Genomic DNA, 25470 nt, shown 5'->3' with positions numbered 1-25470 from the left:
CCCGTCCCCGTCAAAGTCGGCGGAAGGAACTGAAATAGGACTATCCCCCACCCCGTAATTCACCGCTGACGCAAAGGTCCCGTTGCCGTTGTTTTTCAGGATCGAGACATTGTAGGAAGAGAAATTCGCGACCGCCAGATCAGGTTTCCCGTCCCCGTCAAAGTCGGCGGATGTAACTGAAAAAGGATTAAGCCCCACCCCGTAATTCACCGCTGACGCAAAGGTCCCGTTGCCGTTGTTTTTCAAAATCGAGACATTGTTGGAATAGTGATTCGCGACCGCCAGATCAGGTTTCCCGTACCCGTCAAAGTCGGCGAATGTAACTGACCTAGGATTAAACCCCACCCCGTAACTCACCGCTGACGCAAAGGTCCCGTTGCCGTTGTTTTTCAGGATCGAGACAGTGTTGGAATTTACATTCGCGGTCGCCAGATCAGGTTTCCCGTCCCCGTCAAAGTCGGCGGATGTAACTGACCAGGGAGTGTTCCCCACCCCGTAATTCACCGCTGACGCAAAGGTCCCGTTGCCGTTGTTCTTCAGGATCGAGACACTGTTGGAAACTGCATTCGCGACCGCCAGATCAGGTTTCCCGTCACCGTCAAAGTCGGCGGATGTAACCGAATGGGGATAGTCCTCCACTTGATAATCTATGCGGGCGTCAAAGAGTGGTTCAAAAGCAAAAGCGTTGGAATAGGCCACCCCGCACAGCAAACAGTATGTGAGCAGACAGTATGTGAGCAGACAGTATGTCAGCAGTGAGCTATACTTCATGAGGCTATTTCCCCAATCCATCTTTAAGTTTTTGGTCTGTGTGCTACGTTTACAGTGTGTAAATGATAATAGATTTTCCAAATATGTCAAGAAGGGATATTTATAGCGGGAATTGTCTCTGTGGTGTCGGGCACCCCCTCCGATGGCGGGCAAGCACAGGGGGTTGCCCCTACGGAATATCGAAGGAATGTCGACGAAATATCGGATGTGCGGCATTGATAGAGTCGGTCTGTATTTGTAGGGGCAGGTCCCCGTGCCTGCCCTTATTTGTTCTGTGGCATCGGGCGCCGAATTCTTGGACCACACTGCTTGCGGTGGGTTCTAATATGTGGTGCAGTCCGAAGATGGCCTGCACGTCTATTTACCCTGGATTCCCGCGTTCGCGGGAATGACAAGACGTAGATGAACTGAGATGGTTACGGTTCCACCACTCCCTTCGGTCGCACCATTCCCTTTGGTCATTGCCGCGAGACTCCTCGCAACGACCCACTTATTAATGTCATACCGGTCCGCCGAGGCGGAGTAACCAGTGTTGATATTCGTGCGGGACGTCCCGGTCGCGCACCGGAGCGAAAAGAACTGAGATGGTTACGGTTCCACCACTCCCTTCGGTCGCACCATTCCCTTTGGTCATTGCCGCGTCGCGTCTGGGGAAGCCGCTCCTCGCGACGACAGGCAGGCTACTATCTCAGGCGGCTTAATTCATCAATCCCCCCTTTTCAAATCAACTCAATTTTTGTATACTCACGCTGTATAATTTCTATGGGAGAATAAACTATGTGTCCTGTAACTATGCCCGCGACAAAGAGCGCAATCACCATCGCCGACCTGCCTGACCTTCTTCTTGGAGGCTCCACCCAGGTCCCGACGCTCAATGGCCCCAAACGATATATCAATTTCGATAATGCGGCTTCGACTCCGACCTTTCAACCTATAGCGAATGCCGTGCAGGAGTTTCTCAAATGGTACTCCAATGTCCACCGAGGCACCGGATTCAAATCCCAGCTTTCAAGCTGGGCATTCGAGGAGTCGCGCGACCTTGTCGCCAAATTTGTCGGGGCGGATTTGTCGACGCAGGTTGTTCTCTTCACCAAAAATGCCACCGAAGCCATCAACAAATTGGCCCACCGGATTATTCTCAATAAAGATGATATTATACTCACAACACTCATGGAGCATCATTCCAATGAACTGCCCTGGCGGCGGGTAGGGCAGGTTCATCATATCGGCGTCAATGACAACGGAACGATTTCGCATGAGGATTTCAAGGAAAAACTAAAACAGTTTGGAAGCCGGGTGAAGCTTGTGGCGATAACCGGCGCTTCAAATGTAACCGGCTATATCAACGACCTTGATTTTTTTGCCGCCGAAACGCACAAAGTCGGCGCGAAGATTTTAATAGATGGCGCACAGCTTGTTCCGCACCGGCCGATAGATATGAAACCGGCCGACCCGGTTCATATGATAGACTATCTGGTTTTTTCTGCCCACAAGATGTATGCCCCGTTCGGTGTCGGCGTGTTGGTGAGTGACAAAAAGACGTTCGAATTGGGCGAGCCGGAGAATGTCGGCGGAGGCGTTGTTGATATTGTGACGATGGAAGAGGCCTATTGGGCGGACTTGCCGGACAAAGAAGAGGCTGGCACTCCGGATATTATCGGCGTGGTCGCGCTCGGCAAAGCAATCAAGCTTTTTCAAGAGATAGGCTGGGAGACCATTATCAGGCATGAAGCCGAACTGACCAAATACGCCCTGACCCGACTTAAAAAAATCCATGGGGTTCTTCTCTTCGGGGATACTGACCCGTCAAACTCGGCAAACCGGCTCGGAGTGATATCTATGAACATCTCCAAAATCCCACATTCGCTCGCCGCTGCCATACTGAGCTATGAAAGTGGGATCGGTGTCCGGTCAGGCTGTTTTTGCGCTCACTTGTATGTCAAATCCTTGTTGAAGTGCTCGGATGAACGGGCTGATGAAGTCGAAAAAGACATTCTGGCCCGTGACCGGTCGGATATTCCCGGCGCAATCCGAATGTCATTTGGCCTGTACAATACTACCGATGAAATAGATGTTTTCCTTGAGCAGATTGCCAAGATTGCATCTGGCTCGTATCACAAAGATTATGTTCTGGATATCGAAAGCGGTGAATACACACCGAGAGACTTTGAGCTGAAATTCCAGGACTACTTTTCATTTTAGCCGTACTATAATCTTCGCAAAGCAAGAAAAAGCCCGCAAGGTGTGCTCCTGCGGGCTTGAAAGTCTTCGAATAGAAGCTAATATTGAGACGTCGTATCAGCTTCTCAGTGCCTTGATCGGCTTTCAGGAAAACATGCTAATGCATTCATCAGGCAACATGACCGATATAGTTGTCTTGCTCTTCGGGAAGAATAAAAAACATTGGCATTGTAATAGTGAAAGAATTGGCGTTCGGCTCTTCGCTGCCATGATCTTGCACTCCCAATCCAGTCAAAGAAAGCCGGTCGCTTTCTCGCTCGATCTCTGCATCGGCAATGTGGTACATCTCATAAAATGAGTTGTTTCGGTTAATTCGTACTAATGCCATAAATCCTCCTTGTAAAGTCCCTGCGACAGAGAGCAAACACCGTACCGCTTTCTTCTTCTACATGCCCCAGAGCACAACGAATTTTAATTCATTCCCTTTAGTTAGAGGAGCGATTGTCTGCTCGCTCTTAGTTTTGAGACTCAAAGGATAGCTTTTCACCGCTTGTCATTGCAACCAGTTGCACTATAGCAGCAAATACAGTACCATCCACAGCGGTTCTGAGCATGTAACTTTTCACAAAGTGTAGCGGAATTGTAAATAGTATTTTCGATTTAGTCCTATTTAACTAAGCGCATGGCATGCGGCTCAATCTTTCAGGCGGTTGCAGTGCGTCTACTTTCAACCTAAAGAATGAAGATTTCAGCAATGCTTTTCTGTTCGTAAGAAACTGCTAGAAAAGTTCAATGATACCATCGCATATCTTCGATAGCTCCGAAGACTGGCGTGTATAACCCTGCGGGGTTCACATCGCTTTAGAAAAGGAGCTATCTTATGATTAAAATGTTGATTGGAAAGAAGGGGCTAAATCTGTGTCTTGGCTTATTTTTAGCGGCATCAGCCGCTTCGGTAAGTTCACAGACAACTGTGTATCAAGCGGATCCGTACTACGTCAGTCCGCTTGAGCAGAGTTACGGCGTTCGTGTTGGATTTGGCGTTGGTCCTGACCAATTTGTCTTTGGGCCATCTGCAGAAATTGGCCAGATTTTCGAGTATGCCTATTTTGCGCCAAGTCTTGACTTAGGCTTCGGCGACAATGCGACAGTAGTGGCGCTAAATCCGGATTTGCGGGTGAGGCTATTTTCTCCGCCCGGATCACAAGCAATTATATTTCTTGGGGCCGGACCAAGTCTGGCCTTTGTTTCACCTCAAGGCGGCGATAACAAGACCGAGGTTGGCTTTTCGCTCACTGCCGGGTTGAAATTTCCGATGGGCGTCCAGAATTATTACGACATTGAAACCCGTATCGGTCTTGGCGATTTGCCTGAGGTTAAAGTCATGTTCGGACTTATGTTCGGTGGCCGTGAACATTCAGAAACAGACCGGGGTGTGTTGGATCAGAGCAGAAACAGATAAGTAACGCACGATAACAACTGCATGGCGCAGATGTCTATACATGGCGGGGTGTTTGTGAAAATAAGCGCCCCGCTGTTTTTTTGTTGGGTTGTTAGATGATCAAATGTTTGCTGACTCCAGTCCCCCCTACCCCATAAACGGATACCTATAATCCGTCGGAGGTGAGAAATTCTCTTTTATCGCGCGCGGCGATGTCCACCGGAGCATATTTTGTATGCCGCCCGCTTTATCATTTGTCCCCGATGCCCGTCCACCGCCAAACGGCTGTTGCCCGACAACGGCGCCGGTCGGTTTGTCGTTAATATAAAAGTTTCCTGCGGCATGGCGAAGTTTTCGCTCGGCAAAGGTTATCGCGGCGCGGTCGGTCGAGAAGATCGCTCCGGTGAGAGCGTACGGCGATGCGGTATCCACCAGTTCGAGCGTCTCCTCGAATTTTTTGTCATCATAGACATAGATGGTCATGACCGGCCCGAAGATTTCCTCTTTTATGAGTTTGAAAACTGGATTGGTTGTGACAACTACTGTCGGCGAGATAAAATACCCTTTGCTCTTATCATACGTGCCGCCGGCGAGAATCTCTGCCTCTTTGGAGTTTTTGGCGTAATCGATATATGCAGCGATGGCGTTGAAGGCGTTTTCGTCGATAACGGCATTCACAAAATTACCGAAATCTTCTGGATCCCCCATTCGCAGTTGTTTGACTTGATTTAACAGTAGAGGCTTCAGTTCCGGCCAGAGGGATTGTGGGATATATGCCCGCGAAGCCGCCGAGCATTTTTGACCTTGGTATTCAAAGGCCCCACGGAGAATGCCGGTTGAGAGCGCAGGAACACTGGCTGATGGGTGTGCGACAATGAAATCTTTGCCGCCAGTCTCGCCGACAACGCGAGGGTAGGCGCGATAGTTGGCGATGTTCTCACCGATAGACTTCCACATAGTTTGAAATGTTGCGGTCGAGCCGGTAAAGTGCACACCGGCAAGCGATTTGTGTTTGAGAGCTATATTTCCTGTCAGTGCGCCGGGCGCGAAAACCATATTGATGACACCGTCAGGAAGTCCCGCTTCGCGGAGAATATTCATAATAAAATACGATGTATAAATCGCGGTGTTGGCCGGTTTCCACAAGACGACATTTCCGAGCATCGCGGGCGCCGTCGGAAGATTGCCGTTTATCGACACAAAGTTAAACGGCGAGACAGCAAAAATAAATCCTTCGAGCGGACGGTGATCAAGCCTATCCCAAATACCGGGCGCGTTGGCGGGCTGAATCTGATAAATCTCTTGCATATAAAAAGCGTTGAACCGCCAGAAATCGACCAGCTCGCACACCGCGTCAATTTCAGCCTGGAAGATATTCTTTGAATGAGCAAGCATAGTTGCGGCATTCATAACATAGCGATACTTCCCTGCAAGCAATTCTGCCGCTTTAAGAAAAATCGCCGCACGGTGTTCCCAAGGCATATCGGCCCAATCATTTTGAGCGGCCAAAGCAGTCTCGATGGCTGAGTTTATTTCACTTTCACCGCCGAGATAGTAGTGTCCAAGCGTGAGTGCGATATTATGCGGCGACTTGATTGGTGTTTTCTTGCCAGAACGAATTTCTTTGCCATTGATGATCATGGGGATATCGATGGTTTGTGATTTGAGTTCTGCCAATGCGGTTTCGATTGCTTTGCGCTCAGGCGATCCGGGGGCGTAATTTCGGATAGGTTCGTTGTGTGGTGGCGGGACGCGATAAATGCCCATTAATTCCTCCGCTTATATATGTACAAAATCATGCTTTACAATGTAAACCGCCTTTGGAAATTCATCCAAACAATCTGGTTGCGGCTCTGTGACCAAGATAATACGGAGAAGTTTTGCACTTTTCAAGAGCAGAAGCGGCCGGGGCTGAGGTGTGTCCTTTTATTCTATCTGTATCTGTTGCTTTTCTTTGACATGTACCACACTGCTTGCGGTGTGATCTTATATGTCGTGCAGGCCACAGGTGGCCTGCACGACAATTTACCATGGATTACCCGCCGATGGCGGACCGGAATGACATTAATGGGGCTATGTGCTGTGGTATCGGGCGCCCCAAGCTGGGGATGCTATCCCTCGCCCAACACAAAAAAGATGAACTGAGATTGCTTCGTTGTTCCTAAGAAGTCACTCCTCGCAACGACTCATAGCTAATGTCATACCAGCGAAGGCCGATACCCAGTGTTAATCTTCGTGCAATCCGCCGCGACGGACTTCGGAACCTTAGCACCTATCCCTTCGTCCGCCTTGGCGGACTCAGGGATAGGCAAGACCCGACGGAACGAGGAAATATCATATAGTCACACCGCAAGCGGTGTGGTACAAGATAATTAATATCTCAGTAGATGACATCACAAAGTATCGCTCAAAGTATACCGGAAAAGCCTGTCTGGCATTTCATCACCCCAGTTGCGAAGATTCCTTTCCGTTCGTACTATGTAGCTGTGAATGATAAACGACGCGAAACAACTATAAAGCTGACAGCCGAAGTTACCTGCGCTGGCTGAGCCAGTAAACTTGGGCCAAAGTTTTTGGCCGATGCCTTGAGCGAGCTTCCGCAAACGGTTCACCCTGACCTGCTTGTCGGCTATAATACAGCCGATGATGCCGGGGTTTTTCGCATAAGCGAAAATCAGGCGCTCGTGCAGACGGTCGATTTTTTTCCGCCGATTGTGGATGATCCGTACCAGTTCGGGCAAATTGCCGCCGCGAATGCCCTGTCGGATATTTACGCTATGGGCGGTCGGCCTATAACTGCGCTTAATATTGTCGGCTTTCCTGTTTCTACATTGCCAAGCTGGGTGCTGACCGAGGTTCTTCGCGGAGGCAGCGAAAAAATTGCCGAATCGGGAGCCGTGCTTGTCGGCGGACATTCTATTAAAGATAAAGAACTCAAATACGGAGTTTCGGTCACTGGCCTTATTGACCCCAAACGGATAATTACGAATGCCGGCGCACAGATCGGCGATCTGCTCTTTCTGACCAAGGCGCTTGGGACAGGAATAATCTCGACCGGTATCAAACGAAATCTTGTGAGCGATGAACTCACCGCTCTTGTCATCACACAGATGGCCGCATTGAATAAGACAGCATCTGAACTCATGATAGAGCACAAAGCGACAGCCTCAACAGATATTACCGGATTCGGACTTTTGGGACATGCCTGTGAAATGGCAAACGGCTCAGGTCATACTATACGAATATTTGCAGGAGCGCTCCCGATTTTGCCCGATGCGCTTCGCCTCGCCAGTGAAGGCGTGTTGACCGGCGGCTCAAATGATAATCGTGAGTTCCTACAGGAAAAGGTAAGCCTCGCGTCAAGTCTTGAGCAGACAATGCAGGAGATACTCTACGACCCGCAGACATCGGGAGGGTTGTTGATTGCCATCCCTGCCGACCGGGCAAAAAGTTTCCGCGATGCTTTGAAGAAAAATAATTTGCCGGACAAAGTTGTTGGGCGAATCGAAAGGCGAGAAACGCAGCAGGCAAGTCTGATTATAGTCGAGAGTGGCGATGGCTCGGATATTGGGGCACTCTAAATTACTGCCGTTTCTTCTCATTGCAGTCATTTTTGCGGGCGCGCTCTTTTTTTGGCAATCTAAACTCGATCGTGATCCGCCGCTCTTCTTTTCCGGTCCCGGACAATCGCTGTCGACCGATCCATACATGTACACCTACCATGCCCGAAACAGTATCCTTTTCGACAATCCAAATCCTCTCGGCGATACGCGTTGGGCGCTCTTTCAACAATCCCTTGTTTCGGGTGCGTCTTATCTATGGATGTCGCTGACAGATGTTTCTCTCGTCGAATCGAAACGGGTGGGAGTTTTGCTTTCACTCGGCGCACTTCTGCTTTTTATTTTAGGGCTGACCAGAGATTTTAGCGGATGGACCATTGCCGCTTTCACAATATGCTACTGTGTCAATGCCGCATTGTTTACCTACGGCAGGCTTCCGTATCTTGAGAATGGACTCCTGTTTCTTTCGGCTTTGGCCTTTCTTGCGTATTCCAAATGGGGTGAAAGACGCTGGGGTATTGTGGCATCGGCGGCCGTGATTGCCATTGCCGCGCTCCATGGTAAACTGCTTGGCGCTCTCATGTTTCCGGCGCTCCTCGTGTCAGTTTTACTGTCGGACAGTCCGACCCGAACGAAAGATGCCATCTTCGCCACTCTTGGCTTTGTCGCCACCGGACTGATTTTTGGTTGGCTATTCTACGGCGGCCATTTGGATGCCCTGTCTTATTTCGCATCGGCTCAAACTGAGCGAGTGCAGGGATTTCCCGAAGGGCTGACTTCGCCCAAGGCATTCGTGGAGCATCTGATGGCGTTCGGATTCAGAAACAAAATGTATGTAACCAATCCTGATCTGCTGATCATGACCGTCTTTGGCCTCGGAGCGCTCTTTCTCTGGAGCGAAATATCGACAGACCAGCTTCGCCAGCTTCCACGCGCGAGTCGCTTTTCATTGTTCTGGATAATCATCGCTACTATCGCGCTCGCGCCGCTGACATATTCCCCGCACCGCTACAGCCTCTTTTTTGTGCCGGCGATAATTATTCTCTGTTTTACCGCGCTGGAGAAAACAATCGCAACAGAGAAACGCCCCGCATTTCTGTCAAATAAGTCAGCCGTCTTCGGCTTTGGATTTCTCGTCTGGCTCTTTATTATCAACAGCCCGATCAACGCCTTGTTGCTTGCTATACCCAATTTGAGTATGGGGACGCTGATATGGGTATCGTTACTGCCGACAGCGCTGATAACTTTTATTGTCTCCAAGATGAAAAAGCCGCAAACCGCAAAGAAATCCGCCACGGCGAACAAGTCCGCGAAAAAGCCTTTTTACACAAACGAGAAACGAGGCAGTCGAGGAAATGTGGCGGTTGCCATTTCAATAGTCGTTTTGTCGATTGTGGTCAATCTGGTCGTTCTGATATTTGCCTATCCGTTTGCGCAGAGCCGGAATATTGTCGAGGCCAATGCCGATCTGGGTGAGATTCTGAGCGAAGGAGCCGTGGTGTGCGGCCCCTATGCGACCACACTGACACTCGAAACCGGACACAAAGCGGTCATTTACTTTTTCGGCCAGACAGTCGACTATGACAGCCTTTTCACACAATTCCCGATTACCCATCTTGCAATAGAAAAATCAAATATCGCCCAGGCCGCAGAACTCTTTCCGAGGCTTGAAGGTATTCAGCCGATAACATCATTCTGGATTCAGGACAACAGTGTCCAGATTTATAATGTAAGCAAGCTTTTCGGCAATCCGCAGGCGATGAAATATCGTGAGTCTCCATTCGAAATCGCAAAAACATACCTCGATCAGCACAATCTCGCCAGCGCGGAGTTGGTTTTCCAGTCGTCACCGGGTCTTCTCATGACAAAATCCGGGGGATTGCTTATGGCTGAATTGCTTCGCAGAGGGAATAGACTGCAGGAGGCTTATGATGTTTTCGTGTCACTGGCTGGCCGGTATCCAACTGATTTTAGTGTTCAGCTCGAAGCTGGCCATTTTATTCAACGGCTTGGATTGACCAAAAACGACACTCGGCTCATTTCTCAGGCGAATAACCTGTTTTCCACGGCAGTCACATTAAATCCACTCAAATCGGAATATGCCCGAGACCTCTACAACCAGAATATCCGCGAGCTCTCCAAATAGGCAATTACCGCTTAATGTGATGTCAGTCCGCCGCGGCGGATGCCCGACACTCTTCAGACGCACGACCGGATTAACCAACCCCTGCAACTATTTTCAGTCAATCAATTTATTTGGGAAAATCAACCTTTCGGCACAAAAAACCGAATTCTAAGAAACTGTTTTCGCCCCCGAGACGTAGAACATCTATAGCATTAGACCTAATATCGATTACTTGGTCTTCAAACGACACGTCTTTATAGTGGAGAAGGGGGTTCATGGAAGTAAATCTCATTTATTCAAAAACTGACCCGAAACAACTGATGACTCGCAACTTTGTTATCGACTACATTCGTGACCGGGGGGTTTTGGCTACAGTCAACGAACAGGAACAACCCGTTGCCTCCACAACTGTTATAATCGATGGTCATCGGATCACAGAAGCCAATCACGAAGGTTCTCGTGCTACATCGCGTGTCGGACCTAACTTGGACCTCATTGCATTAGCTTTAGAGAGACATTGTTGGTGCTTGTAAGAGCGCCACTTGCCGAGGCTGTTTCTCGCTCCTGTATTTCTGCGTCTCGGTAAGTTTGGGTCTCAGCCTGCTATGTAAACCTTACTTTCGTCCTGCCGATTCTACGCTCCTGATTTGTTTATTCGATTTTGGCGGTATGGTTTTAATGATATAATGCCAATAGCGATATCGGCTTTCCCCACATTTTAGAAAACTGTGGCTGGTGTACGTTCCACCGCGGCGGACTTGAGAGCCTTCTGCATCAGCTTACCTTTGATGAGTCGTTGCGAGGAGTAACTTCTTAGGAACGACCCTCCACGGCGGGCAGGCGCGGGAATCTCAGTTCATCTTCACTTAGTCCCGTAGCGATTCCACCGAGGCGGACCGCTGTTTCAGCGATTCGTTATTCTATGTCATTCCATTCAGCCAGGCGGAGAATTTATCTTCTCCGATATATAAGTAGGTCAGCGATCCTTGTGATCCTGACGTCCGATATTCGCCGAGATAAAGATCACACCGTCCGGATAAATGTCAGGGGTGTGCTACCCGAACAAAGAGAAGATGGACCCCCTAGCTTTCGCTGGAGTGACATTACGAATGGCATGTCGGGCAAGGGCGCCTGACACCATCGTTTGAGTCGGTGCGAGGAGCGGCTAACGTGGTTGCCCTACCTGCGACCAAATTCGAAACCCACCCTCACACTAACACTAACACTAACACTATCCTCTTCCCTCTCAGCACAACCGTTCCTTCTGCTTGGAGGGCTCCGGCGGCTTTCAGGACTTCGACTTCGTCACGACTCAACACTTCAGAGATGGTTTTGACCCGTACTGATTTTTTGCGGGTGAGTTGTCTGATTATCTCGCCTCTTATCTGGCGAAGTGAGCCATGGAATTTCGACTGAACCGATCGAGGCGGAATATTTGCGATCCGTCGCGGCAACACAAGCCGGCTGTAATCCATGAGGGCGTTATGCCAGTCGCGCGATCTCTTTTTAGGCAAAACCGTCAGTGCGATTTCCTCAAGCTCCTTCGCCGATATAGCCGGAGGAAGCTTTAGCTCGTGAATGAGCACTCGTCGGATATTTGTATCAATTGTCGCAATCGGTTTGTTGAAAGCGAAAATAAGTATCGCCCGCGATGTGTACAGCCCTATTCCCGGCAATGCCTGCAATTCTACCGGCGAAGACGGCAAGACACCATCGCACATGTCAACAATGTAGCGCGCCATGCGTCCAAGGTAGAGCGCGCGTCGATTGTATCCTAGTCCCGACCACTCATGCAGCAGCTCTCGCGTATTAGCTCTCGCCAGCGATTTCCAATTGGGCCACCTCGAAATCCATGCCTGATATTTGGGAATAACTCGCTCAACCTGAGTCTGCTGCAGCATTATCTCGGCGATGGCAATCCGGTACGGGTCAGTTGTCTTGCGCCACGGCAGTTTGCGCCCGTGTAAAGCATAGAACGAGAGAATCTTTTTGCGGAATGTTCGTATCTGATTCGATGTAAGGGATGCGCTGTCGTAATCCTGCTTAGTCAAGTTCAAGGCCATTGTCGATGCGAACTTTCAGGGCCGCACTCATACCAAATATCAGCGAAAGTATATGAGCGCCCTGTTCCCATGTCCAGGCTCGGGTATAAAAAACGGTGATGCAAAAGACGAACATCGCGATAAAAAGCGCGGCATTGACCTGGGTGGCCGCAGGGGAGAGCTTTGCTTTGAAATTACCGTAACTCGTTTTGAAGGCGCTGTAGACGATTGCCAGAAGCGCGATCCCGCCAAGCATCCCGCATTCGACCATATAATGCAAAAGAACATTGTGCGCCGACATCTGGCGGACGTAATACCAGAGCGGTTCGGCTTTTACCCCGGGCACGACTTCTTCTATGAGATGAAAATTGCCAAGCCCGATACCAAAAAATGGCGCTGTTAAAAATCCCTTAATGGCTGCAGTCCATAGAATTATCCTCAGCGCGATTGTTCCTTGCGGCTCAGATGCCGACTCGAAGAAATTTCCCATCCTCACCAGAAAACCAACAAAAATTGTATTACTGAAGACAAATATCAGTATGCTCGCGACCAATCCAATGAATATAACCTTTCGAAAACTTTTACCGATATGGGGGCTCTGTTCACGAGTTGCTTTGAGTTGACTGAAAATAAAAAGAGCGAGTATGGCCAGTATCACAGTTAGCAAAGGGGCGCGTGACTGGGTGGCGAATATCCCACCAAGCATTGTGACACAGCATAGACCGAAAAAAAACTGCTTTGAACGGGATTCAGCCCAGATCATGAATGCCATCGCCATCGGCAGGGCGGTCATGGCAAGGTATTCATACCCTAACCCCGATGGCCCAAACACGCGAAGTTTTCCGCCAGAACTGATAAAGATAAAACAGTTAAAGAGCGACAGCGCAGTGACCAGTCCAATATAGTACAGTAAAATTTTCCTGATATTTATCTCAAGGGCAATTCTAAACACAACCCGGAACATGATATAAATCAAAACAAGCCGCACAAGAGGCACAAGGCCAAGCTGTCTGTTGTGGGCAAAAACCAGCGAAATGGCCGCCGCGCCAATAAAGAAGACCAATGGGTAATCGAATGGCGTGCGTTCAAATTTAGTTTTTGTCCGCAAAAGCGAATCCATCAAAACCGCACCAAAAAGCAACAGGGCCGCAACGTCATACATATGAATAGCGAATCCGGTCATGTGAACAGGGAAATAGAAGCCCAGGGTCAGAAGATAGAGCAAGAGACACACCCTCGGCAGATTGAGCAAAACGAGCGCGGCCAGCCCCCCGATATAGACAAGACTCAGCATCGACTTGCCGATATAAAGCGCTCCCAGCGCGGGAGCGGCAAGTATCAGAAATATCAGGATGCTCTGTGCGATCGGCGAGCCAATGGCCGGCAATGCGGCGTGTGTCTTATTCACAGGGTAAATTGCTTCTTCATACAAAGCAAAGGTAACATGTTGGGAGCATCAAGGCAACGGCCACAGCCTGCGCTTCGCTGACCCACACTCTCAGAATTCTCTTGACAAACTCAGCTAAATCTTTATTTTATATACAGATAGGTAACCTGAACCTATCCCCTCACCTCTTTGTAAACTTCCGCCAAAAATATAGATATGATAAAAACATCCATTTTTGTAATACTCTAAACCAAGGAGAGTCCTATGAAAAACTCAGTCACCGTATTAGCTGTCGCGCTGATACTCATCTTTTCACTCGGCGGAGATCTTTCTGCCAGAAACCGTCCCTATACACCTGGACCGGATGTCATTACCGGCGGATCTGAAGGGGACGACCATCCCTGGGGCGGCGATGGATTAAGTGACGGCTCGGGAACAAGAAACACTTATACGTCTATTACGACTGGCGAAAAGGCTCCCACAATGGAAGCCGCAAATACGTTTAGCAACCCTATCGAACGATTTATTTATCGTGTTTTTTCACGCTGGTTTGTTGTCAGCGAACGAAATCATCGCTTCGAGCAGGCCCAAGGAAAGCGCTCAAAGAAATCCAACAGTGTCACCTTTGATATAGCTCTTCCAAGCCGGAAGGCGGCACAGTAATGGAAAAACATAAGGACAAGGGCATACCATTCGGCCAATCGATAGTCGACTACCTTCAGTCGCTTATAGATGCGCGGAATTTTGCTTTAGCGCTTGATTTTGTCGCGGCCAACCGTGCTGAAATCGAGGAAACGGGCGGAGTAAACGCGGGGAAATTCCTGCGTCTGGCCGCGATGGCCAATCTGGCATCGGGTAATCTGAGCGTTGCACTCAAAACCATTCGTGTGGCGCAAATCCATGCCTCAAAAGAAGGCGACAGCATCGCACTCGCTGAGGTCTTTCTTGTGCTGGGAAATATCCTTCGTGATATGACACACATGTCCGAGGCCCGGAAAGCCTATCGCGATGCCGAATCCATTTTCCGTCGCAACGACGCGCTTGAGGGCCAAAGCCGCGCCCTCAATCAGCTTGCTAACCTCTATTTCCGCCAAAGCGATTATTCCAATGCTCTTGGGACATTGCTTGATGCCGTCGGAATCGCGCGCCAGCTTGACGACAAAAAGAAGCTCGCCTTCATGATGGGCAACATCGGCCGTATCTATACCTTTACCGGTGATGTCGCTCAAGCCGAGCAGTATTTGAAGACCAACATCGAACTGTCAAGCGAACTTGCAGACATGCTCGAAGTTGCCAAAGCCTATCTTTCGCTGGGCTATCTCTATATGCAACAAGGAGAACACGTCAAGGCAGAAGAGGCTCTGGCATCGGCCTATCCCGGCATCATCGCATCCAACAGCCGCCGGGATGAAGTCATCTATAAAACCTATCTTGGCGAATTACACTATCGCATGGGCAAAAATGATGAAGCTCTTGTGATTTTGCACAGTGCCCTTGCCGAAGCCGATCAGATCGCTCCGGACTCAACCCTCGCTGGACGCGCCATGCGGCATATCGCGGAAATGTATGTCCGCGCTGAAAACTTCCGAATGGCTCAGCGCTTTATCACCAAAGCCGTTGTCATCATGGATCGCGCAGATGACAAAACTGAAAAAGGAGCTTTGCTCAAACTCAAAGCGCGTGTCGCGGAATCAGAAAATCGGCACGACGAAGGCCGCAAAGCGCTTCAGGAATCAATCGACCTCCTCGACCAGTCAGGAGTACTCTTTGAAAAAGCCGACGCACTTGTCGTAGCAGGCAAATCAGGACTTTTTGATAACCGTCAGCGCCTCATCTATCTCTTCCGCGCCGAGGAGTTCTACGCCCGTGCGAGAATGACTTTGAAACTCGAGGAAGTCGGACAACTGATCTCCTTGCGTGAAACTGGCCCGGTGGTTTCATCAAGCCAGCGACCTGCGCCAGATGCAAAGCCGGTTACATCCGATCTGGATTATTTGAGCTTGAACCCCGAGATAATTCGATTCAAGAAACAATTGCCGATGATTACCCGACCCGATTTGCCGATTTTGCTGACTGGCGAAACGGGGGTAGGCAAAGACCGCATGGCCCGTTATTACCACTCGATGGTCAGGCCGACAATGCCATTTGTGGCGATCAACTGCGCGTCGATTCCGGAAACTCTGCTTGAATCCGAGCTCTTTGGATATTCCAAAGGAGCATTTACCGGAGCAGATGGCAACAAGCAAGGCCTTTTTGTTGCGGCCAATGGCGGCATCCTCTTTTTAGATGAGATCGGAGACATGCCCCTGTCACTTCAAGCCAAACTTTTGGGCGTTCTCGAACGCAAAAAAGTCATGCCACTCGGATCGACAAAAGAGGTTTCGCTGGATATTATCATAGTGGCAGCCACAAACCAGCCTCTCGAAACTCTGGTGGAGCAGGGAAGGTTCCGGCGCGACCTGTACTATCGTCTGAGCGGTATTGCATTCCATATCCCGCCCTTGCGCGAACGGAAAGAAGACATTCCGCTCCTGCTCCAGCATATTATGCAGGAGCGCGGCCTGCTCAAAGCAGGTGAGTCACTCCCGACTGATTTGGTACGACGGTTCCTTGCTTACGACTGGCCGGGGAATATCCGTGAACTTCAAAACAAGATAAAGCGGCTTGAAGTCATGTCCCTACTTGTGGCTGAAGGAGATTTGGCCGAAGTCAGCCGGTCGGTATTCGAAGGCTCAATTCCTGTCACACAATCGGACAGTCTCTTTGACCGAGTCGAGGAATTTGAGCGGAAACTCATTGTTGAGGCGTTACTTGCGGCGCATGGCAACAAGAGCGAAGCTGCGCGGTTACTCGGCGTCCACGAGGCCACGGTGCGAACCAAACTCAAACGTTACGGCCTTGAGACGACAGGAGGCATGCTCAATTAGCTTATAGCGGTCAGCAGAGATGAAAATCTGCTAATGTTCGTTTAACAATACGATTTTTTCGTAGTTCTTCTTGGTAATGGTAAGTGTATGTAAAATATATGCTTACCATTTTTTTATTGGAATCTATTTCGTATTAATATACGACCTGATTGATGACACAATTTCGAGCCTCAGTTGAAAGTTTGAACTAAGCTTTTGATACGCATAGACATAACACAGCGATACGAGAATGTGGAGCATGTGGCACACACGTTGCTTTATATTGTTTTGTCATTTTTACTCCTGTGCGCAGTTGTTAGCGCAGGTCCTCTTTTCTCTGGTGTATGGCCGCCCGCATTCGAGGGGAGTGCGGGCGGTTAAAATTAACTGCTCCCAAATCACCCTTTCTTATGAGAATTAATTTGTTTTTGCATTGAGTTGTACTATTGTTACATACTTATGTCGTCATATGCATTAGGTCTCATCGAAACAAAAGGGCTGATCGCCGCAATCGAAGCATGCGATGCGGCCGCCAAAGCCGCCGCGGTTGTTATCTCTGCGGCCGAGCTTACCGATGCCGCATTAGTGACTATCAAAATCGAAGGGGAATTGGGAGCAGTGCAGGCTGCAGTTGAGGCGGGAGCACGCGCCGCCGCCAAAGTCGGCGAGGTAATTGCAGCCCATGTTATTCCCCGCCCCGATGATGAACTTGCCGCAATCACACCGCCTATACGGTATGTCTCCAATTACCACAAACAGGAAAAACGCCCGCGCTTCACCTATGACAATCTTGATTCGGGCAACAGAGCCTACAATGACCCTCAAACAAAACCTGCGCCAAAAAAACCCTCGGTTTCGGCCAACAGAGATACTTCGCGTGTGTCGAAAGAAAAGGTTCATGCCGCAGGTGATTCTCGCGGCGCGGTAGCGGTGAGCGCCGAAAAGAGCTTTGTGACACAGAAAAACATTGGCGAGACAGTGACTCTTGCGCATTTGGAGTCTCTCCCTGTTTCGCAACTCAGACAATTCGCCCGCTCACTTTCCGATTTACCAATACAAGGTCGACAGATTTCAATGGCGAACAAGCAGGAGCTTATCGAAGCCATCAAACAGATCCGCGAGTTAAAGTGATTTATGTTTATTGGTAGAGTTGTCGGATCGCTCTGGGCGACCCAGAAAACGGAAAATACTCGCGGTATAAAATTTCTCATCATCCAACCGCTTAACTTGAAAAAAGCTCCTAATACCGACACCGTCGTCGCCGCCGATGTGCTTGGCGCAGGCGAAGGGGAACTGGTCATGGTTGCCTACGGGCGCGCCGCTCGGCTTGCGGTGGGAAATGAAAACATGTCAATCGAAGCCGCAGTGACCGGTATAATCGATGCCTATGAAGTTATCCCTGAGCACTATCACGGCGATCTTGATCCCGAAAAGATTTCGTACAAAAAACGTCTCGCGTAGTATTCATCTCGTTGTAATTCCGTCGGGTGCAGAGCAGTACAAGCGCTGGTGCACGAGGCTCTTAAGTCCGCCCTTGCAACGACAGATTGTAATGTCACCCCAGCGGAAGCTGGGGTCTATCTTCTCTTTATTCAGGCACCACACTACTTGCGATGGGGCTTTTCGGGAAGGGAAGATGTCTAATAGCGTTTGACGACATACAGTTGGATTTAGATAATAGTCGATTATATATCATTCTTTCCTATCGCTAACGGCCGGAAATCAAGCGCCTTAAGCCAAGTGACCACATTTCTTGGTCATTCAGCTCAGAGAGTTTATCAAACACCAATTGTGCGAAATCTGAGACATCTATGAAATCAACAGGCTTTTCCACGTCTGATTTTGCTTCTTTACGCGCATTTTCCTCGATTCGATTGGTGGTAACAATAATTCCATTTTGACCAGGTTCCATTGAGTCACGCAATTGCTTCACTACCCATGGTTTTAGGTCACCGTAAGCCTCCCTGTCAAGTAGACAATTCGAAAGTAGAGTTTTCGGTGGTTTGCTGTTTGCTGAAGGCTGTGAGTGACTTGCCGTCCAAAACGTCGTGGGGGCGCCGTTCGTCGCAGGCAATCAGCCCCCCATAACGGGCTTTTTGGCGTGGATCGTCGAGCTCGAATTCCGGTGCGTTCATATCAATAAAAGTGCCGTCAAATAATATTTCACTAACCGAACAATTAGACAAGGACTTAACAATCATTTTTCATTAACAGGGGAGTTTTACAGTATCTCCTCAAACAAAAAAAAGACCGCAATGCGGTCTTTTTTATATATCAAAACTTGAGATCTGCGTTATTTCTTAAACGATTCCAGCGCCTCTTTGCGGCTGTCGTAGTGTTCAAACACCGTAATCAACCGCGTGATAGCCAGGATAGATTCAATCTTAGTAATATTGGCAAGTACCAGTCGTCCACCGGAGTTTTTGACGGTCGTCAGCGCCGAAATGAGCATGCCGAGTCCGACCGAGTTCATCCATTCCACACCGGCCAGATCGACGATGAAATTCATCTTCTTTTTGCCAATGTAATCGTGGATCTTTCCATGAAACTGGGCTGTCTCATCGCCGCCCATGATTTTTCCGGAAACATCAAGAATCACCACATCATTTTCGAGAGAGTCGTTAAATCGCATTGTATTACACCCTTGCTATCGATCGGTTTCTTTTCCAAATCATGTCTGTCCGGCTCTCAAGGCCGGAAATTCTATTCCTGACATTCGTCCAGAGACAGCCACCAAAATAGGCCGTGCGCCCGAAAAGAGCAAGCTTTTTTCATCGTCGGGCTTATGGGCAACAAAGTAACAGTTGCAGAGTCCAGTGACAGCTTTTACTATTATAAAGATGACTATACAGAAGTTAACAGAGACAATTACAGTTCGTGAAATTAAAAAATCGGACTGGTCGAATATTGAATCGCTCTTTGGAACCAAAGGAGCATGCGGCGGATGCTGGTGCATGCACTGGAGAACTCCCCAAGGCGGCAAAACATGGCTGGCCGTTCAAGGCGAACCGAACCGGATGGTGTTCCAGAAACTGGTGAACGACGGCAAAGCGCTTGGCATACTTGCTTTCGACGGCAAAACTCCTGTCGGCTGGTGCTCGTTTGGTATGCGCGCAGATTTTCCGCGAACCGAGACCGTTAAGGCATACAGGAGTTCCGATAATTCCGCCGAACAGAAAGCTGTCGAGCCAGTCTGGTCGATAAACTGTTTTTATTTGGCCAGCGGATTTCGCAATCGCGGTGTCAGCCAGATGCTTGCCAGTGCCGCAGTGACGGCCATCAAAAGCCGCAGAGGGCGCATCATAGAAGCTTATCCTGTGTCGCTTACCAAAGACGGTGAAAAACTTCCGGCGGCATTTTCATTTACGGGCGGTGAAATAATTTTCAAACGGCTCGGTTTCAAAGTAGCTCAGCGTCTCTCAGAATCCAGACCGCTTTACAAGCTGACTCTTCCATAAACCCATATGGGCGAATTGCCAGGCATGTTACACTTTCCCATAAGCGGCGTTGAGACCTATTGGTGGCTTCCGGTGGCTGTCGCCTTTCTCATCTCGACCTTGACATCGATGGGCGGGCTTTCAGGGGCGTTCATACTTCTGCCGTTTCAAGTCAGCTTTCTTGGATTTTCCGGACCGGGTGTGACTCCGACTAATTTATTGTACAACGTGATTTCGACTCCGAGCGGGGTGTGGCGCTTTCATCACGAACGCCGGATGGTCTGGTCACTTTCATGGACAATAATTATCGGCACGCTTCCGGGTGTTTTTCTTGGGGCGATTATCCGCACAACACTCCTACCCGATCCGGAATTATTTAAACTTTTTGTAGGCATTGTCCTTCTCTTTTTGGGTATTCGAATGAGTTACGATCTCTATAAAACAATGAGCCGCCCATCTGCGCCAAAAAGCGAAGGCATTGCTTTTCATGTTGTAAACAAGCAGTTTAATTTGACATCTATAGAATATGAATTCAATGGGAGAAGCTATTCAGTAAAGACGTGGAAAATTATTGGTGTGTCATTCGTAGTCGGCATTATCGGGGGAACCTACGGCATCGGCGGAGCGGCGATTATTGTGCCATTTTTGGTGGGAGTATTCGGTCTCCCGATCCATACTGTTGCTGGCGCGGCATTGCTTGGAAATTTCATGACGTCGATAGCGGGTGTTCTGTTTTATTTATATCTTGATGCCGTAAATGACAATGCCACAGAGCCAATCAGACCCGATTGGCTTCTCGGGATTTTATTGGGAATTGGCGGAGCGATGGGGACGTATGTCGGCGCCCGACTCCAGCGCTACGTCTCGGCCCTTGCAATCACAGGACTTGTTATAGTTGCCCTTCTCGGCATCGCGGTGTCATACATTATTGGTTTTCTATCGTAAATTAGCTACATCGTATATTCAGATACACCGCTGGTCAATGAGCGTGATGGATGCCCTAAACTGTCGGCCAACGCTTATTCTCATCGCCGGGCGGCAGCTGCGGAGGGACTGCGTGCGATGACTTGCCGACAAAATAACCGAGAAAAAATCCGGCTCCGAAAATAATCGCGAAAAAAACTATTCGTCCCATTTGTACCAATTCCTTCGATTAAAAATGTTGTCTCATCTGTGTTCTAATCACACCCGTATCGGCATTATAACGAACGGCCAGGCGCGGTTGTAGAATTTGCGCTGAAGCGTAAATACAAAATAATTATGCAGCCATCGTGTAATAAATGTTTCCTTCGGAAAAACAATCTGTCCGCCAAAAAATACAGCATTTGGATACTTCTGAAATAATTTTGGCGCGGCTTCCATTATCGCCCCGACAATATCATTGCCGATTGCTTCGACTCCAATAGCATGTGATCCGCGAAGCCGCATGTATCGGACATAGGGTTCAAGTTCCTGGCCGGTGTGTTCTTTCAGATTCTCTATTTCGGCTGTCCCTTTGAAATTGCCGGCATCGACGACACCGATATGAATAAACACAAAATTTTTGAAGGTCCCGCCGAAGGTACGGGGGATATTGAGCAATGTGTGCAGACCCAATCCGTTAAATCCGCTGACCGCCATGATTGCCGTTTTGCCGGTCGGATCATACGGAGGATTTGAAATTGAGTGGATATTATCAGACTTTATTTTTTGCGCGACTTCGTTTTGAACGGTCTCAACCAAAGCGTCGAGACGTTTGAGCAACACGGCGGTTTTACGGTAATGACGTTTTATTAAAAGCGCGACTACAATAAGTGATCCGGTCACGACAAAAGTCAGCCAGGCTCCTTCGCGAAACTTAATAAATATAACTGAGACCAAAATAGCGAAACATATTGTAAGTCCCGCGCCATTGATACTGATTCTCTTTTTCCAGTCAGAGACTGTCTTTCGGCACATCCACCAATGGCGTACCATGCCAAGCTGGGAAAGAACAAATGTGACAAACACGTTTATGGAGTAGAGCACCACCAGATGACTCACAGATCCGCCTGTGACAAGAAGCATGATAAGGGCTGTGCCGCCCATGAAGAGGACACCGTTCTGGGTTACAAATCGGTCATTGAGCGCAGAGAACCGGGCCGGGAACCATTTATCAAGCGCCATACTTGACAACACGCGAGGGCCGCCGATCATTCCTGTTTCTGCCGCAACCAAGAGGAGCGCGGCCTCAGAAACCAAGGCCGTAATGACAAACGGCCGTGACCAGGTTTCTCCCCAGAGGGCGCTCATTCGTTCGAAGAGCACAGCGTTGAGAGTTTTCCCTTCTTCTATTTGTACATGGTACAACAGGTATGCCACAACCAATCCGACAACCGTGATGGCCAGCGAAGCGGCAATGAGGACCATAGCCTTTTTTGCCGTTGCCACACGCGGCTCGCGGAGATCTCCGACACCATTGCTGACCGCCTCGATCCCAGTGTATGTACCCGCTCCAAGTGAAAATGCCCTCATGAAAAGAAAGAGAATGCCCAGCAGGCCGACCTCGGCATGCAAACGAGAGACATCGGTCATTGTCTCGCTCACTATAGTCGGCAGTTCGCTGGCATGGGTGGCAAAAGCATAGATAATCACAAAGGCATGGGTCAGAACGAAAACGATAAAGATCGGAATAAGGGGTATTACTGATTCCCTCAATCCGCGAAGATTCAGAATAGTCAGACCAAGTACGCCAACCGCCGCAGACTGCAGCTTGATTGACTGCCAATCAATGGGCAAAAGACTAAAAAAGGCATCGGTGCCGCTGGCGACCGATATAGTTATGGTGAGAATATAATCGACTATAAGAGCGCACCCGGCAATCATTCCGACACTGGGGGAAATCATTTTTGTCGCGACAAGATAGCCGCCTCCTCCGGTAGGAAAGGCTTCGATAATTTGCGAATAACTCGCGCTAATAATCAGAATAGTGATTCCGCTGGCAATCGCAACGAAGATTGCAAGGTAGACATGTTCACCGAGAGCGAGGAAGGCTTCCGATGGCCCGTAGCTTGACGATGAAAGGCCGTCGGATCCAAGAGCTATCCAGGCAAGAAAAGCTGTAAGCGACATGCTGTGGAACAACTTTTTATCCTGAATATTGCGGGATCTTCCGATGAAGATATTTTTGACTCTCTTTAAAAAAGAAAGTTCCTGCTGGTCATCCTGCTGTGGTTTTGCCATACCCTCTTTCAGCCGCTCGTTTTCATCATATTAGTTATAGTACATACACGAGGGGACAATAACATGGAAGTAAAAAAGCACATGAGTTGGAGTCAACTCGCGCAAAGAATTTTCTTGAGTCGGCCCGAAAAGACCAAAGGAAACAAACAGCCGCAAAAGTCTCGATTGAGACTTGTTTTATAGTTTGGTGCGTACATTGGCGGAGAGGATATATCGCGGCGAAACCGATGTCAACCGGCTTTTTTCTTTTCACCGCGCATGACGAGCTTCGGCTGGGCGCCTTTTGTTACCGTTTCTTCGGTGACAACAACTTCGGCTATATCGGGATTTGATGGTATTTCAAACATCACACCAAGCATTGCCTTTTCAAAAATTGAGCGCAAAGCTCTTGCGCCGGTTTTTCTCTCAGTAGCAATTTTGACTGCGGCATGCAATGCGGCCGGTTCAAAGGTGAGCTTCACACCTTCCATTTCGAGCAACTGGGCGTATTGTTTGGTGAGCGCATTTTTAGGCTCGGTCAAAATGCTCAGTAAGGCCCCGGCATCGAGCGGTCTGAGCGCGGCAGTAACCGGAAGGCGTCCTACAAGTTCAGGAATAAGACCGAACTCAATGAGATCAGACGGAGTGATATGATCTAAAATTGTCGGATCGGTTGAAGTCACATTTTTCTTGTCCACTCCGAATCCTACAACTTTGCTACCGAGACGACGCGCGATAACTTTTTCTAATCCGTCAAATGCCCCGCCGCAGATAAAAAGTATATTGGTGGTGTCGATATGCACAAACGCTTGCTCGGGATGTTTGCGTCCCCCTTTAGGCGGGATATTGGCAATAGTGCCTTCGAGAATTTTCAACAAACCCTGCTGCACGCCTTCGCCCGAGACATCGCGGGTGATTGATGGATTGCCGTCTTTGCGCGATATTTTGTCGATTTCATCGATGTAGATAATTCCTCGCTCGGTTTTTTGGGCGTTGAAATTCGATGCCTGAAACAGGCGCACGAGAATATTTTCCACATCTTCGCCGACATAACCGGCTTCGGTAAGCACCGTCGCATCGGCGATAGTGAAGGGGACTTTCAAAAATTTCGCAAGTGAGCGAGCGATGAGAGTTTTGCCCGTGCCAGTTGGCCCTAAGAGCAGGATGTTTGATTTTTCAAGCTCAACTTGTTCGCCGGTGGCTCCCAAGCGTCCCTTGCCGCGCAATTTAATCTGGTGATTTATTCTCTTATAGTGGTTATAAACCGCAACCGAAACAGTACGCTTGGCTTCTTCCTGACCAATAACATAGCTATCGAGAAAGCTTTTAATTTCGGCCGGCCGGGCGAGATTTTGAAGTTCGTCAGTCGGGCTCTCTTCGGGCTGATTCTGCAAAAGATCAGCACACAGGACGACACACTCATTGCAGATATATGACTCATGTCCGGAGAAAAGACGTTTCACTTGGCCGTACGCTTTTCCGCAGAAAGAGCAACGCTGGGGTTGACGCGGGTTATTTGTTTCGTTTGTCATATCTCTGTTTTCACCTTTTTTCAGGTTTTCTACCCTATGATACGGTGAGCTCCGGACAAATGATATAGAAAGTCATATACTGGTAATTCCCACTATCCATTACTTATTATAGTAAAGACAAAGGGACTAAGCGACTGGAATTTTTTTTTCCTGCCGTTCGAATTCGTAGACTTTATCGATGAGCCCGTATTTCCGCGAATCTTCGGCGCTCATAAAATAATTGCGGTCTGTGTCTTTTTCAATTCGCTCAATTGGCTGGCCAGTATGTTTAACGAGCAGTTCATTGAGGCGTCTTTTTGTGCGTAAAAACTCTTCGGTCATAATCACAATGTCCGAAACCTGCCCCTGTGTGCCGGCAAGCGGCTGGTGGATCATCATGCGGCTATTAGGAAGCGCGGCGCGTTTGCCCGGTGCCCCGGCAGCAAGAAGAAATGCCCCCATTGAGGCCGCCATCCCCATGCAGGTCGTTGCCACTTCGGGCTTTATGAACTGCATAGTATCATAAATCGCCATGCCGGCAGTCACCGAACCACCCGGCGAATTGATATAGATAAAGATATCCTTGTCCGGATCCTCGGCTTCAAGAAACAAAAGCTGGGCGATAACCAGATTGGCGATAGAGTCATCGATCTGCGTCCCTATGAAAATAATTCTATCTTTGAGCAATCGGGAAAAAATATCATAGGCGCGCTCGCCGCGTCCGGTCTGCTCAACCACCATAGGCACTAAATGTGCAATTGCGAAATTGTCTTTCATCAAATCCTTCTCTTTCGGCGAAAAAACCGCCATATCACAAAACTCACTACATTACTTCTTAACCGGAATTTTTGCCGCAGAGTTTACAAGAAAATCCAATGTTTTCTCTTCGCGCATCGATTCACGCAATCCTTTTGTCTTTCCGGATCGAT

At 48.9% G+C, this 25470-nt stretch carries 21 protein-coding genes and 1 pseudogene; 11 read left to right on the top strand and 11 right to left on the bottom strand.

Features of this window, described 5'->3' with window-relative positions; all coding sequences use genetic code 11:
- On the bottom strand, positions 1-771 hold a 771-nt coding region (locus SGI97_00310), incomplete at its 3' end, for a VCBS repeat-containing protein (protein MDZ4722344.1).
- 777 nt (positions 772-1548) lie between these two features.
- Here SGI97_00310 and SGI97_00305 point away from each other — a divergent pair.
- Positions 1549-2973 carry an aminotransferase class V-fold PLP-dependent enzyme gene (locus tag SGI97_00305; GenBank protein MDZ4722343.1) on the top strand — a complete coding sequence of 475 codons (1425 nt, stop codon included), beginning with the start codon at positions 1549-1551 and terminating at the stop codon, positions 2971-2973.
- A gap of 148 nt (positions 2974-3121) precedes the next feature.
- On the opposite strand, the gene SGI97_00300 is transcribed toward SGI97_00305, so the two are convergent.
- On the bottom strand, positions 3122-3340 hold the full coding sequence (locus tag SGI97_00300) for a hypothetical protein (GenBank protein MDZ4722342.1): 219 nt from the start codon (positions 3338-3340) through the stop codon (positions 3122-3124).
- 492 nt (positions 3341-3832) lie between these two features.
- On the opposite strand from SGI97_00300, the gene SGI97_00295 reads away from it, so the two are divergent.
- Positions 3833-4414: a hypothetical protein gene (locus tag SGI97_00295; protein MDZ4722341.1), complete on the top strand. Its 582-nt coding sequence runs from the start codon at positions 3833-3835 to the stop codon at positions 4412-4414.
- A gap of 126 nt (positions 4415-4540) precedes the next feature.
- Here the strand turns inward: SGI97_00295 and pruA are convergent, their stop codons facing one another.
- Positions 4541-6160: an L-glutamate gamma-semialdehyde dehydrogenase gene (gene pruA / locus SGI97_00290; GenBank protein ID MDZ4722340.1), complete on the bottom strand. Its 1620-nt coding sequence runs from the start codon at positions 6158-6160 to the stop codon at positions 4541-4543.
- A 620-nt stretch (positions 6161-6780) separates the two neighbouring features.
- Here pruA and SGI97_00285 point away from each other — a divergent pair.
- The 3 genes and pseudogenes from SGI97_00285 to SGI97_00275 all read left to right on the top strand — a co-directional run bounded on the left by SGI97_00285 (position 6781) and on the right by SGI97_00275 (position 10099).
- Positions 6781-6942: a hypothetical protein gene (locus SGI97_00285; protein ID MDZ4722339.1), complete on the top strand. Its 162-nt coding sequence runs from the start codon at positions 6781-6783 to the stop codon at positions 6940-6942.
- 15 nt (positions 6943-6957) lie between these two features.
- A pseudogene (gene selD, locus SGI97_00280) lies at positions 6958-7974 on the top strand (selenide, water dikinase SelD).
- Positions 7949-10099, top strand: a complete 2151-nt coding sequence (locus SGI97_00275) for a hypothetical protein (protein MDZ4722338.1) — start codon at positions 7949-7951, stop codon at positions 10097-10099. The pseudogene selD and the gene SGI97_00275 overlap by 26 nt, the downstream one beginning before the upstream one ends.
- Positions 10100-11286: 1187 nt before the next feature.
- Here the strand turns inward: SGI97_00275 and SGI97_00270 are convergent.
- Together SGI97_00270 and SGI97_00265 are read right to left on the bottom strand one after the other, a co-directional pair.
- Positions 11287-12141, bottom strand: a complete 855-nt coding sequence (locus tag SGI97_00270) for a Fe-S cluster assembly protein HesB (protein ID MDZ4722337.1) — start codon at positions 12139-12141, stop codon at positions 11287-11289.
- Positions 12122-13528 (bottom strand): O-antigen ligase family protein, encoded by a 1407-nt coding sequence (locus tag SGI97_00265; protein MDZ4722336.1) that lies wholly within the window; start codon positions 13526-13528, stop codon positions 12122-12124. The genes SGI97_00270 and SGI97_00265 overlap by 20 nt, the downstream gene beginning before the upstream one ends.
- A 243-nt stretch (positions 13529-13771) precedes the next feature.
- Here SGI97_00265 and SGI97_00260 point away from each other — a divergent pair, with 243 nt between their 5' ends.
- The 4 genes from SGI97_00260 (at position 13772) to SGI97_00245 (ending at position 17874) form a co-directional block, all read left to right on the top strand.
- A complete protein-coding gene (locus tag SGI97_00260; protein ID MDZ4722335.1) occupies positions 13772-14170 on the top strand; it encodes a hypothetical protein in 399 nt (132 codons plus the stop codon).
- The gene (locus SGI97_00255; protein MDZ4722334.1) at positions 14170-16434 is read left to right on the top strand and encodes a sigma 54-interacting transcriptional regulator; all 2265 of its coding nucleotides are present in this window, start codon (positions 14170-14172) and stop codon (positions 16432-16434) included. The genes SGI97_00260 and SGI97_00255 overlap by 1 nt, the downstream gene beginning before the upstream one ends.
- 438 nt (positions 16435-16872) lie before the next feature.
- Positions 16873-17544, top strand: a complete 672-nt coding sequence (locus SGI97_00250) for a BMC domain-containing protein (GenBank protein ID MDZ4722333.1) — start codon at positions 16873-16875, stop codon at positions 17542-17544.
- A 3-nt stretch (positions 17545-17547) separates the two neighbouring features.
- Positions 17548-17874, top strand: a complete 327-nt coding sequence (locus tag SGI97_00245; GenBank protein MDZ4722332.1) for a EutN/CcmL family microcompartment protein — start codon at positions 17548-17550, stop codon at positions 17872-17874.
- Between the two features lie 247 nt (positions 17875-18121).
- On the opposite strand, the gene SGI97_00240 is transcribed toward SGI97_00245, so the two are convergent.
- Together SGI97_00240 and SGI97_00235 are read right to left on the bottom strand one after the other, a co-directional pair.
- Positions 18122-18346 (bottom strand): restriction endonuclease, encoded by a 225-nt coding sequence (locus tag SGI97_00240; GenBank protein ID MDZ4722331.1) that lies wholly within the window; start codon positions 18344-18346, stop codon positions 18122-18124.
- Positions 18347-18706: 360 nt separating this feature from the next.
- Positions 18707-19045: an STAS domain-containing protein gene (locus SGI97_00235; protein MDZ4722330.1), complete on the bottom strand. Its 339-nt coding sequence runs from the start codon at positions 19043-19045 to the stop codon at positions 18707-18709.
- Between the two features lie 184 nt (positions 19046-19229).
- On the opposite strand from SGI97_00235, the gene SGI97_00230 reads away from it, so the two are divergent.
- Both SGI97_00230 and SGI97_00225 read left to right on the top strand, forming a co-directional pair.
- Positions 19230-19871: a hypothetical protein gene (locus SGI97_00230; protein ID MDZ4722329.1), complete on the top strand. Its 642-nt coding sequence runs from the start codon at positions 19230-19232 to the stop codon at positions 19869-19871.
- Between the two features lie 24 nt (positions 19872-19895).
- Positions 19896-20795: a sulfite exporter TauE/SafE family protein gene (locus tag SGI97_00225; protein MDZ4722328.1), complete on the top strand. Its 900-nt coding sequence runs from the start codon at positions 19896-19898 to the stop codon at positions 20793-20795.
- Positions 20796-20850: 55 nt separating this feature from the next.
- Here the strand turns inward: SGI97_00225 and SGI97_00220 are convergent, their stop codons facing one another.
- The 4 genes from SGI97_00220 to clpP form a co-directional block, all read right to left on the bottom strand.
- A complete protein-coding gene (locus SGI97_00220; GenBank protein ID MDZ4722327.1) occupies positions 20851-20985 on the bottom strand; it encodes a hypothetical protein in 135 nt (44 codons plus the stop codon).
- 47 nt (positions 20986-21032) lie between these two features.
- Positions 21033-23051, bottom strand: a complete 2019-nt coding sequence (locus SGI97_00215; protein MDZ4722326.1) for an APC family permease — start codon at positions 23049-23051, stop codon at positions 21033-21035.
- Positions 23052-23281: 230 nt separating this feature from the next.
- Complete coding sequence (gene clpX, locus SGI97_00210; protein MDZ4722325.1) at positions 23282-24562, bottom strand: ATP-dependent Clp protease ATP-binding subunit ClpX; 1281 nt, start codon at positions 24560-24562, stop codon at positions 23282-23284.
- A 126-nt stretch (positions 24563-24688) separates the two neighbouring features.
- The gene (clpP, locus tag SGI97_00205; GenBank protein MDZ4722324.1) at positions 24689-25351 is read right to left on the bottom strand and encodes an ATP-dependent Clp endopeptidase proteolytic subunit ClpP; all 663 of its coding nucleotides are present in this window, start codon (positions 25349-25351) and stop codon (positions 24689-24691) included.
- Positions 25352-25470: the final 119 nt, after the last annotated feature.

The sequence above is a fragment of the Candidatus Zixiibacteriota bacterium genome (assembly GCA_034439475.1).
GTDB lineage: Bacteria > Zixibacteria > MSB-5A5 > GN15 > FEB-12 > JAWXAN01.
The sequence above is the reverse complement of the archived record's forward strand: the minus strand, read 5'-3'. Positions and strand labels throughout refer to the sequence as shown.

Bases quoted from the DNA above. Each gene is read 5' to 3' on its own strand.
- SGI97_00305 (MDZ4722343.1), top strand. From the start codon at position 1,549: ATGTGTCCTGTAACTATGCCCGCGACAAAGAGCGCAATCACCATCGCC.
- SGI97_00300 (MDZ4722342.1), bottom strand. From the start codon at position 3,340: ATGGCATTAGTACGAATTAACCGAAACAACTCATTTTATGAGATGTAC.
- SGI97_00295 (MDZ4722341.1), top strand. From the start codon at position 3,833: ATGATTAAAATGTTGATTGGAAAGAAGGGGCTAAATCTGTGTCTTGGC.
- pruA (MDZ4722340.1), bottom strand. From the start codon at position 6,160: ATGGGCATTTATCGCGTCCCGCCACCACACAACGAACCTATCCGAAAT.
- SGI97_00285 (MDZ4722339.1), top strand. From the start codon at position 6,781: ATGACATCACAAAGTATCGCTCAAAGTATACCGGAAAAGCCTGTCTGG.
- SGI97_00275 (MDZ4722338.1), top strand. From the start codon at position 7,949: ATGGCTCGGATATTGGGGCACTCTAAATTACTGCCGTTTCTTCTCATT.
- SGI97_00270 (MDZ4722337.1), bottom strand. From the start codon at position 12,141: ATGGCCTTGAACTTGACTAAGCAGGATTACGACAGCGCATCCCTTACA.
- SGI97_00260 (MDZ4722335.1), top strand. From the start codon at position 13,772: ATGAAAAACTCAGTCACCGTATTAGCTGTCGCGCTGATACTCATCTTT.
- SGI97_00255 (MDZ4722334.1), top strand. From the start codon at position 14,170: ATGGAAAAACATAAGGACAAGGGCATACCATTCGGCCAATCGATAGTC.
- SGI97_00250 (MDZ4722333.1), top strand. From the start codon at position 16,873: ATGTCGTCATATGCATTAGGTCTCATCGAAACAAAAGGGCTGATCGCC.
- SGI97_00245 (MDZ4722332.1), top strand. From the start codon at position 17,548: ATGTTTATTGGTAGAGTTGTCGGATCGCTCTGGGCGACCCAGAAAACG.
- SGI97_00235 (MDZ4722330.1), bottom strand. From the start codon at position 19,045: ATGCGATTTAACGACTCTCTCGAAAATGATGTGGTGATTCTTGATGTT.
- SGI97_00225 (MDZ4722328.1), top strand. From the start codon at position 19,896: ATGTTACACTTTCCCATAAGCGGCGTTGAGACCTATTGGTGGCTTCCG.
- SGI97_00220 (MDZ4722327.1), bottom strand. From the start codon at position 20,985: ATGGGACGAATAGTTTTTTTCGCGATTATTTTCGGAGCCGGATTTTTT.
- SGI97_00215 (MDZ4722326.1), bottom strand. From the start codon at position 23,051: ATGGCAAAACCACAGCAGGATGACCAGCAGGAACTTTCTTTTTTAAAG.
- clpX (MDZ4722325.1), bottom strand. From the start codon at position 24,562: ATGACAAACGAAACAAATAACCCGCGTCAACCCCAGCGTTGCTCTTTC.
- clpP (MDZ4722324.1), bottom strand. From the start codon at position 25,351: ATGGCGGTTTTTTCGCCGAAAGAGAAGGATTTGATGAAAGACAATTTC.